The organism is Pseudomonas sp. BBP2017 (genome assembly GCF_003024385.1).
Classification (GTDB): domain Bacteria; phylum Pseudomonadota; class Gammaproteobacteria; order Pseudomonadales; family Pseudomonadaceae; genus Aquipseudomonas.
The window spans coordinates 25,050-41,309 of the sequence record NZ_PVZN01000020.1; the positions used below are offsets into that span (position 1 = coordinate 25,050).

Sequence of the window (16,260 nt, forward strand, 5' to 3'; positions counted from 1 at the left end):
TTGTCGGTTGCTTAAGACTTTAAATGACCCCGCATTGTACGGGGGCGATTCGATGGCGTACAGGATGCCGGAGCACGAAGGCGTTGTCAGCCCGGATCGAGACAAGAAAAAGCCCGGCAGTGCCGGGCTCTTTCGTACTGGGAATGCTGAAAGCCCGGGGCTTACAGGATGCTCAGCGGGTACTCGACGATCAGACGCAGTTCGTCGATCGATGGCGAACCGTAGTAAACGCCGTCGCCAGAGCGGTAGGTGGCCTGACGGATACGGAAGCTCAGGTCCTTGGCAGCGCCTTCTTGCAGGACGTACTTGGCTTCGATGTCACGTTCCCACTCTTTACCGTCGCTGGTGCCTTCGACGTTGGCGCCTTCACCGGTAACGTAACGGGCCATGAAGCTAAGGCCTGGAACGCCATAGCTGGCCATGTTCAGGTCGTAGCGAGCCTGCCAGGATTTTTCGTCTTCGGCGTTGAAGTCGGAACGGGCCACGGAGTTGGCCAGGAAGATGGTACCGCCACCATCGATACCGTAGGCGTAGTCACCATCACCGGTAACGCGCTGGTGGGCCAGGGTGAAGGTGTGGGCGCCGATGTTGTAAGCGGCCGACAGGCTGTAAGCCTGGTTGTCCAGCTCGGTCACGCCGTCATAGGTGCGGACTTTGCCTTCGCCATCGCTCTTGGTGTCGTAGAAGTTGACATCGAAGACCAGGCCTTGTTCATCATTGATAGGCAATGCCCAGTTGATGTTGGCGTAGTACTTGCGCCAGTAGTCTTCTACTTTCGAGTAGTACAGGCTGGTGCTCAGGGTGTCGGTGAAGGCGTAGGTACCACCGATCACGTCTGCCGATGTCAGGTTCAAACTGTCGCGGTTGGTCTGTTCCTGGGCGGTGAGGCTGGTGAAGTGACCGGCATGAAGGGTCAGACCTTTGATTTCGTCGCTGGTGATCAGCGTGCCCTGAGCGATTTCTGGCAGCAGGCGGCTGTCATCGGTAGCGAAGACCGGCAGCGCGGTGAACTGGTCACCGACTTTCAATACGGTGTCGGAGATGCGGAGCTTAACAGCGCCACCGCCTTTGGAGTAGTCGTCCTGCGAACGGCCATCTTCGCCCTCCGGGAACAGGCCGGTACCGGCGCGACCCTTGCCGCTGTCCAGTTTCAGGCCGAGCATGCCGATGGCGTCAACACCAAAGCCTACGATGCCTTGGGTAAAGCCCGACTCGTAGGTGCCCACAAAGCCCAAGCCGGTTTCTTCACGGCGGCTTTGCTCATCGCTCGGGTTGTTACGGAAGTCGCGGCTGAAATACAGCATGCGAGTTTTAACGCTCAGTTGGCTGTCTTCGACAAAGCCCTTGGACTCACTTTGAGACGAGGCGAATGCCATCTGCGAGGTGCCCGCTGCAACAGCCAGGGCGATCATGCTCCACTTCATCACGCGCATCGTGATTTGCTCCTTTGGTTTTTTAGGAAGAGTACTGCCGTCGCCATTGGTTTTTTTTTGCGGCGCGGCTCTTTCTTTTTGTGTCGGCGGAAATGTATATCACGCAGACTGCAGTTGGCGATATGGGGAGAAAGAACCTTTCGGTAACTTTACGGTCATGTCGCTAACGGTTAAGTCCCTGTCGCAAATCACGTCCCGATTTTGCGGGGCGTACAACTCCAGCGCTGTTCCGGGCGGCTTAAGGATAGGTAAAAACAATCTAGCCCCCGACCCCGAAACTCCCTGGTTTACCCATGCAACTGTTGTTATTTGTCGCGCTTCACCGCATCAATGCAGGTGTCGTGCCGACTGTGGCGGATGAGAATGCAACAAGCGTGCTCAAAATCGCGAGCAGTTCACAAAATTTTCACGTTTAGCCGGAAAACGGTCTCAAAGTGCCGTAAATCCGGGGGGCTAAGATCCAAACGTTTGTATGGGAGAGGCGTTCTGGAATAAGGGGAAAAGCTGTCTTTTAAGTCAAGGCGTTACCGTAAAAGCGCTGTGCTGGGTAGTTTTCGGATACTTTGGGTGCCAGGCGCATGAGGTGAGCATCATTTTGGTGCGAAAAGTAGCGTTTCAGGGTGCGGCGGGCTGTTACCGGTTCGTTTATCGGGAACAGAGGGGAGAAAAGCGGCCAAACCGGTGCGTTTCTGCTTTTTACTGACTACCTGGCAATGCTCCGCTACGCGAACAGAGGTATCCTGCAGCATTGGGTCTGTGGCGCTGGGTTGGCTGTGCCCGGGCCAGGTATTAAACGGTTGTAGGAGATACCCCTGTGTTTGATCTGGATCAACGTCTTCAAGAGGACACCTATGTGCTCGGGGACTTTCCTCTTTGTCGGCTATTGCTGAGCAAGGACGCCAACTACCCCTGGTTTATTCTGGTGCCGCGTCGCGCTGATATCAGTGAATTGTTTCAACTGGATGACAGCGATCAGGCGCAGCTCTGGAAAGAAACCACAGCCTTGGCCGAAAACCTCAAGGACAGTTTTGCTGCTGATAAAATGAATGTTGCTACCTTGGGTAATGTCGTCAGTCAACTTCATATGCACGTCATAGTGCGACGGCGCAACGATCCGGCCTGGCCTGCTCCGGTCTGGGGAAACAAGCCGGCAACTGCTTATACCGCCGAGCAGCTTGCGGATGTGCGCAAGCGTCTGGCGACAGTGCTCGATGACAACTTCACATTCGCCGAGGTGTGAGAAATGACACTTGAAGCGCGGGTAAACGAACTGGAAAGCCGTCTGGCCTTCCAGGACGATACAATCCAGGCCCTTAATGATGTGCTGGTCGAACAGCAGCGGGTGGTTGAACGCCTGCAGTTGCAGATGGCGGCACTGCTCAAACGCTACGAGGAAATGGTCGGCCAGTACCAGAGTAGCGAGGAAGAGGCGCCGCCGCCGCACTATTGAGCGGTAGCCTCCAGAGATGAAAAAAAAACCGCGGTCGCCCAGGCGCCGCGGTTTTTTATTTGTCGCAGGATCAGCGCCGTGGGGCGGCGATCACGTCTTCGGCTTGCAGGCCTTTGTCGCGGTTCATCACCGAGAACTCCACGCGCTGGCCTTCGACCAGAACACGGTGGCCTTCGCCGCGAATAGCGCGAAAGTGCACAAAGATGTCATCACCCGAGTCGCGGGAGATGAAGCCGAAGCCCTTGGAAGTGTTGAACCACTTGACCGTACCGGTATCGCGGTTACTCATGTCGTACTGGGTGTGTTGGCTGCGCACACTGGCCGTTTTGAGGAAGCCGGCGATCAAGTGCAGTGCGACGGCCAGCAGGGTGGCGGCCAGCGCCGGCAGGTTGCCCAGTTCCGGGCGGGCCAGCAGGGTCAGGGTTTGCAGTGCCACGGCCAGCACCAGCAAAACACTGGCCAGGCGCTGGAGGTGCAGGCGTGCGCCTTTGTAGTGCTGGGGTAGCACGGGGGCGAGAAGCAGGTTGAGCAGGCCGAACAGCGCCAGGTAAATGGCATCCGGTTGCTGCAGCAGGGGGATTGCATCGGTTCTTAGGCTGGGCATGAAGGACAGCAGCAAAGCTGCAGCGCCCGTCAACAGGTGGACGATCTTGAACATGTTGGTTGGCTCACATTGATAAGGCATATCACAGGAAGAGCTGACATCACGGCGCGCATTGGCTTGAGAAGCGCAAAAACGTGAGAAAAGGCCAGCCTATGCGCCCCTGCACTGACAATCGTCAGGGTCGGCACGCTGCCTATTTAACAGCAAAGCCCAAGGCTTCTCAAATCATCGGCAAACCGTGTGTCGCTTGCTCCAGGCCCGAGCTGTCGGTGCCTGCAGTGCTGTGTCGCAGGTGCAGCGCTGCAGCCAGTGGCAAGTCTTGATGCAGCGGGGTGTACCTGCTTGATCGTCAATCATCATGGGAAGGGGAATCGCATGGCTATTGATATCGGTATCAGCGAAGAAGACTGCAAGTCCATTGTCGATGGATTGTCGCGGCTCTTGTCGGATATCTAGTCTGGCAGGGCATTGATCGTTAATAAGGAAGGCCTTCTGGCGTGATGCGATCCATCGCATCTTGCCGAGCAATCCTACAGCGAGAGTAAGCAGGTCTGCTGGAAGCAAAGCGCAGCGCAGCGCTTTATTAGGGTGTCTCTCTGAGTGATGACTATTGCTCGGGGTTATTTCCCTGTTAGTCAGATCGCGTGGTGTTTGTATGTCTTCATGGATGAATTGCACAGGGCGTGTGGCGGGCGGGGCGGGCAAGGCGGGGGTCGATCCGTTCGAAGCGAACTTCAATATGGGCTTGGCCCAGCCGCTGTCGCGCTCGGTGCGTTTGAACGGATTTGCCACTTGCCTGCGCCTGGAAGAGGTCTATTGGCGAATTCTTGAGCGCATCGCCGAGGTGAACCAGTGTTCGGTCAACGCCGTGTTGTCCTACGTGGACCGCGAGGTACACCTGCGTTATGGCGGGGTGAAAAATTTCAGTGGCCTGATCCGGGTGGTCTGCGTGGTCTTTCTACTGGGCACACAGGTGACACGCTAGTCGGTTGCCGGGCTGCACAGCACTCCTTAACCATATATAATCCCGCTCTTTACTGCCTGAACCAGCCTGCGCTGTGGTTAACGAGACACGCCTATGCCCCTGTACGACTATCAATGTGCCGCCTGTGATCACCAGATGGAAGTCCTCCAGAAGATCAGTGCCGAACCGCTGACCGACTGCCCGGCGTGTCAGAAGCCCGAGCTGAAGAAGCTGATTTCTGCCCCAGGGTTCCGCCTGGGCGGTACAGGCTGGTACGAAACCGACTTCAAGACCGGTGCGAAAAAGAACCTTGCAGGCGGCGACAAGGCCGACTGAGTTGAAACGCACTGGCAGGGTCTTGCACTATTAGCCCTTTGTGGCGCCAAGACCTCCACTGAACACACGAATGACGAGAAGCGAAACCACCATCATGATGCGCAGCCATTATTGCGGCCAACTGAACGAGAGCCTGGAAGGTCAGGAAATTACCCTTTGCGGATGGGTCCATCGTCGCCGCGACCACGGCGGGGTGATTTTCCTCGATATCCGTGACCGCGAAGGCATGGCCCAGGTCGTTTTCGACCCGGATCGCGCAGACAGCTTCGCCGCCGCTGATCGCGTGCGTAGCGAGTACGTGGTGCAGATCACCGGTAAGGTGCGTCCGCGTCCAGCTGGCGCGGTGAACGCCAACATGGCCTCCGGTGCCATCGAAGTGCTGGGTTACGAGCTGACCGTACTGAACGAAGCGGAAACCCCGCCGTTCCCGCTCAACGAGTACTCCGACGTCGGCGAAGAAACCCGCCTGCGCTATCGTTTCATCGACCTGCGTCGTCCGGAAATGGCCGAGAAGCTGCGCCTGCGCTCGCGGATCACTTCCAGCATCCGTCGCTATCTCGACGAAAACGGCTTCCTCGATGTCGAAACGCCGATCCTCACCCGTGCCACCCCAGAGGGCGCGCGTGACTACCTGGTGCCGAGCCGCACCCACGCTGGCAGCTTCTTCGCCCTGCCGCAGTCGCCACAGCTGTTCAAGCAACTGCTGATGGTTGCCGGTTTCGACCGCTACTACCAGATCGCCAAGTGCTTCCGCGACGAAGACCTGCGCGCCGACCGTCAGCCGGAATTCACCCAGATCGACATTGAGACCAGCTTCCTCAATGAATCCGAGATCATGGGCCTGACCGAGAACATGATCCGCAAGCTGTTCAAGGAAGTCCTGGACCTGGAATTCGGCGAATTCCCGCACATGACCTTCGAAGAAGCCATGCGCCGCTACGGTTCCGACAAACCAGACCTGCGTAACCCGCTGGAACTGGTCGACGTTGCCGATCAGCTCAAGGACGTCGAGTTCAAGGTCTTCAGTGGCCCGGCCAACGATCCGAAGTGCCGCGTTGCCGCCCTGCGCGTGCCGGGCGCCGCCAGCATGCCGCGCAGCCGCATCGACGAGTACACCAAGTTCGTCGGCATCTATGGTGCCAAGGGCCTGGCGTACATCAAGGTCAACGAACGCGCCAAGGGCGTTGAAGGCCTGCAGTCGCCAATCGTCAAGAACATCCCTGAGGCCAACCTCAACGTGATCCTCGATCGCGTTGGTGCGGTCGACGGCGACATCGTGTTCTTCGGTGCCGACAAGGCCAAGATCGTCAGCGAGGCGCTGGGCGCCCTGCGGATCAAGGTCGGTAACGACTTCAACCTGCACACCTGCGAGTGGGCACCGATGTGGGTTGTCGACTTCCCGATGTTCGAAGAGAACGACGACGGCAGCTTCACTGCGCTGCACCACCCGTTCACCGCGCCCAAGTGCAGCCCTGAAGAGCTGGAGGCCAACCCGGCCACCGCGCTGTCGCGTGCCTACGACATGGTCCTCAACGGTACCGAGCTGGGTGGCGGTTCGATCCGTATCCACCGCAAAGAAATGCAACAGGCGGTGTTCCGTCTGCTGGGTATCGAGGCTGCTGAACAGGAAGAGAAATTCGGCTTCCTGCTCGACGCCCTGAAGTTCGGCGCACCACCGCACGGTGGTCTGGCCTTCGGTCTGGACCGTCTGGTCATGCTGATGACCGGCGCCCAGTCGATCCGTGAAGTCATTGCCTTCCCGAAAACCCAGAGCGCCGCGTGCGTCATGACCCAGGCACCTGGCCTGGTCGACGCCAAGGCCCTGCGTGAGTTGCACATCCGTCTGCGTGAACAGCCCAAGGCTGAGTAAGCGGGCCCCGGGCGCATCCAGATGGATGCGCCTTTGCGTTAAGCAGTACTGATTTTGTAGTTCCTGCCCGGTTTGCGCCGGGTAGGGGCATGGCATTGTTTCAAAGGATTCGGAGTCGTTATGGCTGGTCATTCCAAATGGGCAAACATCAAGCACCGTAAAGAGCGTCAAGACGCCAAGCGGGGCAAGATCTTCACCAAGTGGATCCGTGAACTGACCGTCGCTGCCAAGCAGGGCGGTGGCGATCCGGGCTCCAACCCGCGTCTGCGTCTGGCTCTGGACAAGGCCCTGGGTGCCAACATGAGTCGCGACATCATCGACCGGGCGATTGCCCGTGGTGCTGGCGCGACCGAAGCCGATAACGTTGAAGAGCTCAGCTACGAGGGCTATGGTCCGGGTGGTGTGGCGATCATGGTCGAGGCCATGACCGACAACCGCAACCGTACCGCTGCTGCCGTGCGCCATGCTTTCAGCAAATGCGGCGGTAACCTCGGCACCGACGGTTCCGTGGCCTATCTGTTCGAGCGCAAGGGGCAGATCAGCTTTGCTGCGGGCGTCGATGAGGATGCGCTGATGGAAGCGGCGATGGAGGCCGATGCTGATGACGTGGTCAGCAATGAAGACGGCTCCTTTGATGTGTTCACCTCCTTTGCCAGCTTCTATGCCGTGCGTAACGCGCTGGAAGAAGCAGGCTTCAAGGCGGCGGATGCGGAAATCGTCATGCAGCCGACCACCAGTGCCGAGCTGGACCTGGATGGCGCGCAAAAGGTGCTCAAGCTGATCGATATGCTTGAGGACCTGGATGACGTGCAGAACGTTTATTCCAATGCCGAGATTCCCGACGAAGTCATGGAGCAGCTCGGCTAGGCTTCAATACTGTTCACTTGGTTGAGAGCGAGGCCGGATCTGCCTGCAGTTGCATTGCACCTGCAAGCCGGTCCGGCTTCTGTTTTATTTAGTGCGGCGCGAATCTGCGTCATTGAATGTGCAGGCGTTATGACTCTGATTCTTGGCATCGACCCTGGCTCGCGCATCACCGGCTACGGCGTGGTGCGTCAGGGGCTTCGGGGCTGTGAATATGTGGCTTCCGGGTGTATTCGAACCGGTAGCGGCGAGTTGCCGGAGCGCTTGCAGATCGTGTTTCGTGGCGTGCGTGAGATCATCAGCCAGTACGGCCCGGTGACCATGGGCATCGAACGCGTGTTCATGGCGCGCAACGCCGATTCGGCGCTAAAACTGGGGCAGGCGCGCGGCGCGGCCATTGTCGCGGCCATCGAAGAAGGGCTGGAGATCGCCGAATACAGTGCAACCCAGGTCAAGCAAGCCGTCGCCGGTACCGGTGGGGCCAACAAGGAGCAAGTGCAGATGATGGTCATGCACCTGCTCAAGTTGACCCAGAAGCCACAGATCGATGCCTCCGATGCCCTGGCCATTGCCCTGTGTCATGCCCATACCCGCTCCAGCCTGTTGCCTCACGGCCTGGGCACCGCGCGCAGTCGCAGCGGGCGCTTGCGGCTCTGATAGCATCAAGCGCTGAAACAAATTTTGACCGGGCAATGCCATCGGCCATTGCATTTGCTGTTAGGGTTGACCGGTTGTTTGCCGGCGCCCATGAGGAAGGATTGCAACGTGATTGGACGTTTGCGCGGCACCCTGGCTGAAAAGCAGCCGCCGCACCTGATTATTGATGTCAATGGCCTGGGCTACGAGCTCGAAGTGCCAATGACCACGCTGTACCGCCTGCCCAAGGTGGGCGAGGCGGTGACCTTGCACACCCATCTGGTGGTGCGTGAGGATGCTCATCTGTTGTACGGCTTCCATGAGAAGCGCGAGCGAGAGCTGTTCCGCGAACTGATCCGGCTCAACGGCGTCGGCCCCAAGCTGGCCCTGGCGTTGATGTCGGGCCTGGATGTCGATGAGCTGGTGCGCTGCGTCCAGGCTCAGGATGCTTCGGCCCTGGTCAAAGTGCCCGGTGTCGGCAAGAAGACCGCCGAGCGGCTGTTGGTCGAGCTCAAGGACCGGTTCAAGGCCTGGGAAACTTCACCGGCCATGTTCGCTCTGGTGCCCAATGGGCCGCTGCCGCTGGCCACCGTCTCCAGTGCCGAAGCCGATGCCGTCAGTGCTTTGATCTCTCTGGGTTACAAACCCCAGGAAGCCAGCAAGGCCGTGGCCGCCGTCGATGCCAAAGGTTTGAGCAGCGAAGAGCTGATCCGTCGCAGCCTGAAGGGAATGATCTAAGTGATAGAAGCCGATCGACTGATAGCCGCCACCGGGCGTGACCGTGAAGAGGTCCAGGACCGGGCGATCCGTCCGCTGCGCCTGGCCGAGTATATCGGCCAGCCGGTGGTGCGTGAGCAGATGGCCCTGTTCATCGAGGCAGCACGCGGGCGCAGCGAGTCGCTGGATCACACCCTGATCTTCGGCCCGCCGGGGCTGGGTAAGACCACTTTGGCCAATATCATCGCTCAGGAAATGGGCGTGTCGATCAAGAGCACCTCGGGGCCTATTCTTGAGCGTCCGGGGGATTTGGCGGCGTTGTTGACCAACCTTGAGCCGCACGATGTGTTGTTCATTGACGAAATCCACCGCCTGTCACCGATCGTCGAAGAAGTGCTGTACCCGGCCATGGAGGACTTTCAGCTCGATATCATGATCGGTGAAGGCCCGGCGGCGCGCTCGATCAAACTCGACCTGCCGCCGTTCACCCTGGTCGGCGCCACCACCCGCGCCGGCATGCTGACCAATCCGTTGCGTGACCGCTTCGGTATTGTCCAGCGTCTGGAGTTCTACAACACCGAAGACCTGGCAACCATCGTCAGCCGTTCCGGTGGCATTCTCGGTCTGCCGATTGAAGATGAAGGGGCCTTCGAGATTGCCCGGCGCGCTCGCGGCACACCGCGAATCGCCAACCGCTTGCTGCGTCGGGTGCGAGATTTTGCCGAAGTGCGGGGCAAGGGCCATATCACCAAGCCGATTGCCGACATGGCGTTGAACCTGCTGGATGTCGACGAGCGCGGTTTCGATCATCAGGACCGCCGCTTGCTGCTGACCATGATCGAGAAGTTCGACGGTGGTCCGGTCGGCGTCGACAGCCTGGCGGCGGCCATCAGTGAGGAGCGTCACACCATCGAGGACGTGCTCGAGCCTTACCTGATCCAGCAGGGCTATATCATGCGCACGCCGCGGGGGCGGGTGGTGACCCGGCATGCCTACCTGCATTTCGGGCTGAACATCCCCAACCGCCTCGGTGAGTCGGTCAATGGCGAAGGTTTTTCCGCCCCGCCCGATGAATGACAGATTTATCTGCTGTTTTCGTGGTCCTATCGGCAGTCATGGAAGGACCACGCTGGCAATACGACATAATCGATGAAAAACAGTTGCCGGAGCGGATTGGCAAGCTGAGGAGTAAGCACTAGAGTATGCGCGCGCAAAATGGGCTTGAGCCGTTCGCACATCATTGTCGGGTCTATTACGAAGACACTGATGCGGGCGGCGTGGTGTATTACGTCAATTACCTGAAATTCATGGAGCGTGCCCGCACCGAGCGGTTACGCGCACTGGGCTTTGCCCAGTCGGCCTTGGCGCAGGACAACCTGTTGTTCGTGGTCCACTCCAGCGAGGCGCGCTATCACGCGCCAGCGCGATTGGACGACGAATTGCGGGTTACCGCGCAAGTGCTTGAATTGAACCGCGCCAGCCTGCGCTTCGTGCAGCAGGTCTGGCGCGAAAAAGATGCAACGCTGCTCTGCGAAGGGCAGTTCCTGGTGGCCTGTGTGCGCGCCGATACTTTCAAACCCCGGGCCATTCCCCCAGCGCTGCGTACGGCTTTTGCCGAGGCTGGCGATCCGGGTACTCATTCAAATGCAGGAGATTAAGCGTGGAAGCTAACGTCGTCGACCATACCTCCATGTGGAGCCTGGTCAGCAATGCCAGCATCGTGGTACAGCTGGTCATGCTGATTCTGGTTGCCGCATCGGTAACGTCATGGATCATGATTTTTCAGCGCAGCACCATGCTGCGCGCCGGTCGTCGAGCCCTGGACAGCTTCGAAGAGCGCTTCTGGTCGGGGATCGACCTGTCCAAGCTGTACCGTCAGGCAGGCAGCAACCCGGACCCGGACTCGGGGGTCGAGCAGGTGTTCCGTGCCGGCTTCAAGGAGTTCTCCCGTCTGCGCCAACAGCCTGGCGTTGACCCTGATGCGGTCATGGAAGGTGTTGGCCGCGCCATGCGCGTAGCGATCTCCCGCGAGGAAGAAAAGCTCGAACAGAGCCTGCCGTTCCTGGCGACCGTCGGTTCCACCAGCCCGTACATCGGTCTGTTCGGTACCGTGTGGGGCATCATGAACTCCTTCCGCGGCCTGGCCAGTGCCCAGCAGGCAACCCTGGCCACCGTCGCCCCGGGTATCGCCGAGGCCCTGATTGCTACCGCGATCGGCCTGTTTGCCGCGATTCCAGCGGTTATTGCCTACAACCGTTTCGCAGCCCGCAGTGAAGTCTTGATCGGCCGTTACTACACGTTCGCCGACGAGTTCCAGGCCATCCTGCACCGTAAAGTGCACACCAGCGAAGAGTGATCAGGTAAAAGCCCATGGCCCGAGTTCGCCACAAACGCAAGCCGGTCGCCGAGATGAACGTGGTGCCCTACATCGACGTGATGTTGGTACTGCTGGTCATTTTCATGGTGACCGCACCGATGCTCAACCAGGGCGTGAAGGTCGACCTGCCCAAGGTTTCCAGTGAAGCCTTGCCGCAGGACAACAACGTCCAGGTCCTGACCATTTCGATCAAGGCTGACAAGACCTATTTCTGGAACCTTGGCAGTGAAGTCGACACCGAAAAGCAGATGGACAAGGCCATGACCTTGCCGCAAATGACCGACGCCGTGACCAAAATCATCGCCGCCGGACGTGACCAGGGCAAACAGACCCAGGTCTTCATCCGTGGCGACAAGTCCGTCGACTACGGCGCGGTCATGGGTGCCATGGGCGGGTTGCAGAAGGCAGGTGTCGGTAACGTTGGCCTGATTACCGAGGCGCCCTGATGCAACAGCGAGAGCCATCCGCCTCGGAAAGCTATTTCTGGCCCAGCGTCTGGGCCATTGCGCTGCACGTTCTGGTGTTCGGCATGCTGTTCGTCAGTTTTGCCATGACCCCGGAGTTGCCGCCGGCCAAGCCTATTGTCCAGGCAACCCTGTACCAGCTGAAATCGAAAAGTCAGGCCACCACCCAGACCAATCAGAAGATTGCGGGTGAAGCGAAGAAAACCGCTTCGCGCCAGACCGAAGAAGAACAGATGGAGCAGAAAAAGGTCGAGCAGCAAGCAGTGAAGGCTGCGGAACAAAAGAAGGAAGAAGCTGCTCAAAAGGCTGAAGAAGCGCGCGCCGAAGCCGAGGCCAAGAAGTCCGAGGAAGCCAAGAAGGCTGACGAGGCGAAGAAAACCGCCGAAGCCAAGAAAGCCGAAGAGGCCAAGAAGGCCGCCGAGAAGCAACAGGCTGATATCGCCAAGAAGAAGGCCGAAGAGCAAGCCAAGAAAAAGGCTGACGAAGAGGTCAAGAAGCAGGCGGCTGAAGAAGCCAAGAAAAAAGCAGCCGAGGACGCCAAGAAGAAGGCGTCCGAGGATGCCAAGAAAAAAGCGGTGGCCGAAGAAGCGAAGAAAAAGGCCGCTGAAGACGCGAAGAAGAAAGCTGCAGCTGATGCGGCCAAGAAGAAGGCGCAGGATGCAGCCCGCAAGGCGGCGGAAGACAAGAAAGCCCAGGCCCTGGCCGAGCTTCTGTCCGACACCACCGAGCGGCAACAGGCATTGGCTGACGAGCAGGGCGACCAGGTAGCCGGCGACTTCGACGACCTGATCCGTGCACGTGCGGCCGAAGGCTGGGCACGTCCGCCTTCTGCGCGCAAGAACATGACGGTGGTTCTGCAGATCGGCATGCTGCCTGATGGCACCATTACTTCGGTGAGCGTAGCGCGCTCCAGTGGCGATGGTCCGTTTGACAGCTCGGCAGTTGCCGCGGTCAAGAACATTGGTCGTTTAACCGAGATGCAGGGCTTGAAACCGAGCGAATTCAATCCCTATCGTTCATTCAAGATGACATTCACACCTGAGGATCTAGCCTTGTGATTAAACTTCTTCGAGGACTGCTGGTCGTTCTCTGCTGCGCAGCAGGGATGGCCGTGGCAGAGGAAAAGAACATTCGGGTCACCAGCGGCAGTGACCGTGCCACGCCTATCGCAGTTGTGCCTTTCGGTCTGCAGGGCGGTAGCGTGCTGCCGGAAGACATGGCTGACATTATCGGTAATGACCTGCGCAACTCCGGTTATTACTCGCCGATCCCGCGGCAGAACATGATTAGCCAGCCGAGCCAGGCCAGCGAAGTGATCTTCCGTGACTGGAAAGCCCTGGGCGCCCAGTACGTCATGGTCGGTAGCATTGTGCCGGCCGGCGGTCGCCTGCAAGTGCAGTACGCACTGTTCAACGTCGCCACCGAGCAGCAAGTGCTGACCGGCAGCGTCACCGGCAGTGTCGATCAGCTGCGCGACATGTCGCACTACATCGCCGACCAGTCGTTCGAGAAGCTCACCGGAATCAAGGGTGCGTTCTCTACCCGCATGCTGTACGTGACTGCTGAGCGCTTTTCCGCCAACAACACGCGTTACACCCTGCAGCGTTCGGACTACGACGGTGCGCGTGCTGTGACCCTGCTGCAATCGCGTGAGCCGATCCTGTCGCCGCGTTTTGCCCCCGATGGCAAGCGCATCGCCTATGTGTCGTTCGAGCAGAAGCGTCCGCGTATCTTCGTACAGCACATTGATACCGGCCGTCGTGAGCAGATCACCAACTTCGAAGGGCTCAACGGTGCGCCGGCCTGGTCGCCGGACGGTTCGCGCCTGGCGTTCGTATTGTCCAAAGACGGCAACCCGGATATCTATGTGATGAACATGGGCTCGCGTCAGCTGTCGCGTGTTACCGCAGGTCCTGGTATCAACACCGAACCGTTCTGGGGTAAAGATGGTTCGACCATCTATTTCACTTCCGACCGTGGCGGTAAACCGCAGATCTATAAAACCAATGTTTCCGGTGGTGGTGCTGAGCGTGTAACTTTTGTAGGAAACTACAACGCCAACCCCAAACTTTCGGCAGATGAAAAGACCTTGGTGATGATTCATCGTCAACAAGGATTCACCAACTTCAAGGTGGCTGCACAAGATTTGCAGCGCGGTAGTGTAAAGATTCTCTCTGAAACAAGTCTTGATGAGTCTCCTACTGTCGCGCCCAACGGCACCATGCTAATCTACGCCACCCGCCAGCAGGGCCGGGGAGTCTTGATGCTCGTCTCTCTCAACGGACGCGTGAGGCTCCCGCTTCCGACCGCTCAAGGCGAAGTCAGAGAACCGTCCTGGTCCCCTTACCTGAACTGACGCGGCGCTTTACGTTTTACTTAACACATTGGGGTTCATTAGGAGTTTCACGATGGAAATGCTGAAGTTTGGTAAGTTTGCTGCGCTGGCTCTGGCCATGGCCGTAGCTGTAGGTTGCTCTTCGAAAGGCGGCGACGACGCTGGTCAAGGCGCTGTTGACCCTAACGCTGGCTACGGTGCCAACACTGGCGCTGTTGACGGCAGCCTGAGCGAAGAAGCAGCTCTGCGCGCAATCACCACCTTCTACTTCGAATACGACAGCTCGGACCTGAAGCCAGAAGCCATGCGCGCTCTGGACGTTCATGCCAAGGATCTGAAAGGCAACGGCGCTCGCGTCGTGCTGGAAGGTAACACCGACGAGCGCGGTACTCGCGAATACAACATGGCTCTGGGCGAGCGTCGTGCGAAAGCCGTTCAGCGCTACCTGGTACTGCAAGGCGTCTCTCCTGCTCAGCTGGAACTGGTTTCCTACGGCGAAGAGCGTCCAGTTGCCACCGGCAACGACGAGCAGTCCTGGGCTCAGAACCGTCGCGTCGAACTGCGTAAGTAATTCGATATGCGAATGTGCCGTCGTGCTGTAACCGTCCTGGCGCTCAGCCTGCCACTCGTGGCTTGGGCTGAGGTTCCTGTTGTTGATGACAACGCTGGCTATAGCGGCGCAAGCAGCTATCCGCCATCGGGTTATGGTACGAACGGCGCCTACGCCGGGGGAGGGGTTACAGCCCCTGCCTCGGCGCAGGGTCAGCTGTTCATGCAACTGCAGCAGATGCAGGATCAGCTATCGCGTCAACAAGGCATCATCGAAGAGCTGCAAAACGATGTTGCGCGCATGAAACAGGAAAGCCTGGAGCGTTACCAGGACCTGGATCGGCGTATCGGAACCGGGGCGCCTGCGCCCGAGGCTCCACAGAATTCTCCCGCCGGTGGCGAAGCCGCTGGCGCCGCTGCAGGTGCTGCCGCTGCGCAGCCACCCGCAGCCAGTAGCGAACCTGGCGATCCGGCTAAAGAGAAGCTCTACTACGACGCTGCTTTTGACCTGATCAAAGCCAAGGATTTCGACAAGGCCAGCCAGGCGTTCAACGCCTTCCTGCGCAAGTACCCCAACAGTCAGTACGCCGGCAACGCCCAGTACTGGCTGGGTGAAGTGAACCTGGCCAAGGGCGACCTGCAAGCCGCAGGGCAAGCCTTCGCCAAGGTCAGCCAGTTGTATCCCAAGCACAACAAGGTGCCGGATTCGCTGTACAAGCTGGCCGACGTAGAGCGCCGCCTGGGTCATACTGACCGGGTCAAAGGCATTTTGCAGCAAGTCATTACCCAGTACCCGGGGACCTCGGCTGCACAATTGGCCCAGCGCGACCTGCAGAAGCTCTAAGTCAGTCGTTTCAAAAGAAACCCGCGCCAGTCGCGGGTTTTTTCGTTAGAATCTCAGCCCTTTTATTGAAATACGCTGCTGTGAACTACGCGATGACGGGTTTGCAGCGGTGCCTGACGGAGGCGGACAGCCTGTTTAGCTGTTACGCCCGTGGCGACTATGCAAGACACATTACGTATTACCGAAGTTTTTTACTCTTTGCAGGGTGAAACGCGTACCGCTGGCCTGCCCACGGTTTTTGTCCGTCTCACCGGCTGCCCGCTGCGCTGTCAGTACTGCGACAGCGAATACGCCTTTAGCGGCGGCAGCATTCGCACCCTTGATTCGATCCTCGAGCAAGTCGCAGGCTTCAAGCCGCGCTATGTCTGCGTCACCGGTGGAGAACCGCTGGCCCAGCCCAATGCCATTGCTCTGCTCACGCAGTTGTGTGACGCGGGTTATGAAGTGTCGCTGGAGACCAGTGGCGCTCTGGATATTTCCAGGGTGGATCCGCGTGTCAGCCGGGTTGTAGACCTGAAAACCCCAGGCTCTGAGGAAGTGCACCGTAACCGTTACGAGAACATCGAGCTGCTGACCGCCAATGATCAGGTCAAGTTCGTCATCTGTTCGCGTGAAGACTACGACTGGGCGGTGTCCAAACTCATTCAGTACGGGCTGGAGAAGCGCGCAGGTGAAGTGCTGTTCTCGCCAAGCCACCATCAGGTGAGCGCCACCGACCTTGCCGACTGGATTGTGGCCGATAATTTGCCGGTTCGCTTTCAGATGCAGTTGCACAAACTGCTCTGGAATGACGAGCCGGGACGCTGACAGGAGCGCG

19 protein-coding genes and 1 pseudogene are annotated in these 16,260 nt (G+C 58.8%); 18 read left to right on the plus strand and 2 right to left on the minus strand.

The features are described from left to right. Positions 1 to 161: 161 nt before the first annotated feature. Positions 162 to 1,433, minus strand: a complete 1,272-nt coding sequence (locus tag C6382_RS20695; RefSeq protein WP_107026197.1) for an OprD family porin — start codon at positions 1,431 to 1,433, stop codon at positions 162 to 164. 814 nt (positions 1,434 to 2,247) lie between these two features. On the opposite strand from C6382_RS20695, the gene C6382_RS20700 reads away from it, so the two are divergent. Both C6382_RS20700 and C6382_RS20705 read left to right on the plus strand, forming a co-directional pair. Next, the gene (locus C6382_RS20700) at positions 2,248 to 2,673 is read left to right on the plus strand and encodes an HIT domain-containing protein (RefSeq protein ID WP_107026198.1); all 426 of its coding nucleotides are present in this window, start codon (positions 2,248 to 2,250) and stop codon (positions 2,671 to 2,673) included. 3 nt (positions 2,674 to 2,676) lie between these two features. Next, the gene (locus C6382_RS20705; protein ID WP_107026199.1) at positions 2,677 to 2,883 is read left to right on the plus strand and encodes a SlyX family protein; all 207 of its coding nucleotides are present in this window, start codon (positions 2,677 to 2,679) and stop codon (positions 2,881 to 2,883) included. 70 nt (positions 2,884 to 2,953) lie between these two features. Here the strand turns inward: C6382_RS20705 and C6382_RS24495 are convergent, their stop codons facing one another. After that, on the minus strand, positions 2,954 to 3,541 hold the full coding sequence (locus C6382_RS24495) for a cold-shock protein (RefSeq protein WP_107026200.1): 588 nt from the start codon (positions 3,539 to 3,541) through the stop codon (positions 2,954 to 2,956). Positions 3,542 to 3,862: 321 nt separating this feature from the next. On the opposite strand from C6382_RS24495, the pseudogene C6382_RS20715 reads away from it, so the two are divergent. The 16 genes and pseudogenes from C6382_RS20715 to queE all read left to right on the plus strand — a co-directional run. Then, positions 3,863 to 3,937, plus strand: a pseudogene (locus C6382_RS20715) (DNA starvation/stationary phase protection protein); the annotation flags it as partial. Between the two features lie 205 nt (positions 3,938 to 4,142). Continuing rightward, positions 4,143 to 4,472, plus strand: coding sequence for a ribbon-helix-helix domain-containing protein (locus C6382_RS20720; RefSeq protein ID WP_107026201.1), 330 nt, complete (start codon positions 4,143 to 4,145; stop codon positions 4,470 to 4,472). 93 nt (positions 4,473 to 4,565) lie between these two features. Next, positions 4,566 to 4,787, plus strand: a complete 222-nt coding sequence (locus C6382_RS20725; protein ID WP_107026202.1) for an FmdB family zinc ribbon protein — start codon at positions 4,566 to 4,568, stop codon at positions 4,785 to 4,787. 94 nt (positions 4,788 to 4,881) lie between these two features. Next, entirely contained in the window at positions 4,882 to 6,657 is a 1,776-nt protein-coding gene (aspS, locus tag C6382_RS20730; protein WP_038616901.1) for an aspartate--tRNA ligase, read from the plus strand. Between the two features lie 120 nt (positions 6,658 to 6,777). Then, entirely contained in the window at positions 6,778 to 7,524 is a 747-nt protein-coding gene (locus C6382_RS20735; protein ID WP_107026203.1) for a YebC/PmpR family DNA-binding transcriptional regulator, read from the plus strand. A 129-nt stretch (positions 7,525 to 7,653) separates the two neighbouring features. Beyond that, positions 7,654 to 8,178 (plus strand): crossover junction endodeoxyribonuclease RuvC, encoded by a 525-nt coding sequence (gene ruvC, locus C6382_RS20740; protein ID WP_107026204.1) that lies wholly within the window; start codon positions 7,654 to 7,656, stop codon positions 8,176 to 8,178. 108 nt (positions 8,179 to 8,286) lie between these two features. Then, positions 8,287 to 8,895, plus strand: a complete 609-nt coding sequence (gene ruvA / locus C6382_RS20745) for a Holliday junction branch migration protein RuvA (RefSeq protein ID WP_107026205.1) — start codon at positions 8,287 to 8,289, stop codon at positions 8,893 to 8,895. Further along, on the plus strand, positions 8,896 to 9,951 hold the full coding sequence (ruvB, locus tag C6382_RS20750; protein WP_038613862.1) for a Holliday junction branch migration DNA helicase RuvB: 1,056 nt from the start codon (positions 8,896 to 8,898) through the stop codon (positions 9,949 to 9,951). A gap of 125 nt (positions 9,952 to 10,076) precedes the next feature. Then, positions 10,077 to 10,532 carry a tol-pal system-associated acyl-CoA thioesterase gene (ybgC, locus tag C6382_RS20755; RefSeq protein ID WP_051939500.1) on the plus strand — a complete coding sequence of 152 codons (456 nt, stop codon included), beginning with the start codon at positions 10,077 to 10,079 and terminating at the stop codon, positions 10,530 to 10,532. Positions 10,533 to 10,534: 2 nt separating this feature from the next. After that, the gene (tolQ, locus tag C6382_RS20760; RefSeq protein WP_010223192.1) at positions 10,535 to 11,230 is read left to right on the plus strand and encodes a protein TolQ; all 696 of its coding nucleotides are present in this window, start codon (positions 10,535 to 10,537) and stop codon (positions 11,228 to 11,230) included. A 14-nt stretch (positions 11,231 to 11,244) separates the two neighbouring features. Further along, positions 11,245 to 11,697 carry a protein TolR gene (gene tolR, locus C6382_RS20765; protein ID WP_028943072.1) on the plus strand — a complete coding sequence of 151 codons (453 nt, stop codon included), beginning with the start codon at positions 11,245 to 11,247 and terminating at the stop codon, positions 11,695 to 11,697. Then, positions 11,697 to 12,773, plus strand: coding sequence for a cell envelope integrity protein TolA (tolA, locus tag C6382_RS20770; RefSeq protein ID WP_107026206.1), 1,077 nt, complete (start codon positions 11,697 to 11,699; stop codon positions 12,771 to 12,773). Before tolR ends, tolA begins: the two co-directional genes overlap by 1 nt. Positions 12,774 to 12,820: 47 nt before the next feature. Further along, on the plus strand, positions 12,821 to 14,071 hold the full coding sequence (tolB, locus tag C6382_RS20775; RefSeq protein WP_256589163.1) for a Tol-Pal system beta propeller repeat protein TolB: 1,251 nt from the start codon (positions 12,821 to 12,823) through the stop codon (positions 14,069 to 14,071). A gap of 52 nt (positions 14,072 to 14,123) precedes the next feature. Beyond that, on the plus strand, positions 14,124 to 14,621 hold the full coding sequence (pal, locus tag C6382_RS20780) for a peptidoglycan-associated lipoprotein Pal (protein WP_028943075.1): 498 nt from the start codon (positions 14,124 to 14,126) through the stop codon (positions 14,619 to 14,621). A gap of 6 nt (positions 14,622 to 14,627) precedes the next feature. Beyond that, positions 14,628 to 15,443: a tol-pal system protein YbgF gene (ybgF, locus tag C6382_RS20785; RefSeq protein ID WP_107026208.1), complete on the plus strand. Its 816-nt coding sequence runs from the start codon at positions 14,628 to 14,630 to the stop codon at positions 15,441 to 15,443. Between the two features lie 159 nt (positions 15,444 to 15,602). Beyond that, complete coding sequence (gene queE / locus C6382_RS20790; RefSeq protein WP_107026209.1) at positions 15,603 to 16,250, plus strand: 7-carboxy-7-deazaguanine synthase QueE; 648 nt, start codon at positions 15,603 to 15,605, stop codon at positions 16,248 to 16,250. Positions 16,251 to 16,260 lie beyond the last annotated feature (10 nt).

Excerpts from the sequence above, each read along its gene's own strand:
- C6382_RS20695 (WP_107026197.1), bottom strand. The coding sequence starts at position 1,433 with ATGCGCGTGATGAAGTGGAGCATGATCGCCCTGGCTGTTGCAGCGGGC.
- C6382_RS20705 (WP_107026199.1), top strand. The coding sequence starts at position 2,677 with ATGACACTTGAAGCGCGGGTAAACGAACTGGAAAGCCGTCTGGCCTTC.
- C6382_RS24495 (WP_107026200.1), bottom strand. The coding sequence starts at position 3,541 with ATGTTCAAGATCGTCCACCTGTTGACGGGCGCTGCAGCTTTGCTGCTG.
- C6382_RS20720 (WP_107026201.1), top strand. The coding sequence starts at position 4,143 with ATGTCTTCATGGATGAATTGCACAGGGCGTGTGGCGGGCGGGGCGGGC.
- C6382_RS20725 (WP_107026202.1), top strand. The coding sequence starts at position 4,566 with ATGCCCCTGTACGACTATCAATGTGCCGCCTGTGATCACCAGATGGAA.
- aspS (WP_038616901.1), top strand. The coding sequence starts at position 4,882 with ATGATGCGCAGCCATTATTGCGGCCAACTGAACGAGAGCCTGGAAGGT.
- C6382_RS20735 (WP_107026203.1), top strand. The coding sequence starts at position 6,778 with ATGGCTGGTCATTCCAAATGGGCAAACATCAAGCACCGTAAAGAGCGT.
- ruvC (WP_107026204.1), top strand. The coding sequence starts at position 7,654 with ATGACTCTGATTCTTGGCATCGACCCTGGCTCGCGCATCACCGGCTAC.
- ybgC (WP_051939500.1), top strand. The coding sequence starts at position 10,077 with ATGCGCGCGCAAAATGGGCTTGAGCCGTTCGCACATCATTGTCGGGTC.
- tolR (WP_028943072.1), top strand. The coding sequence starts at position 11,245 with ATGGCCCGAGTTCGCCACAAACGCAAGCCGGTCGCCGAGATGAACGTG.
- tolA (WP_107026206.1), top strand. The coding sequence starts at position 11,697 with ATGCAACAGCGAGAGCCATCCGCCTCGGAAAGCTATTTCTGGCCCAGC.
- tolB (WP_256589163.1), top strand. The coding sequence starts at position 12,821 with ATGGCCGTGGCAGAGGAAAAGAACATTCGGGTCACCAGCGGCAGTGAC.
- pal (WP_028943075.1), top strand. The coding sequence starts at position 14,124 with ATGGAAATGCTGAAGTTTGGTAAGTTTGCTGCGCTGGCTCTGGCCATG.
- ybgF (WP_107026208.1), top strand. The coding sequence starts at position 14,628 with ATGCGAATGTGCCGTCGTGCTGTAACCGTCCTGGCGCTCAGCCTGCCA.
- queE (WP_107026209.1), top strand. The coding sequence starts at position 15,603 with ATGCAAGACACATTACGTATTACCGAAGTTTTTTACTCTTTGCAGGGT.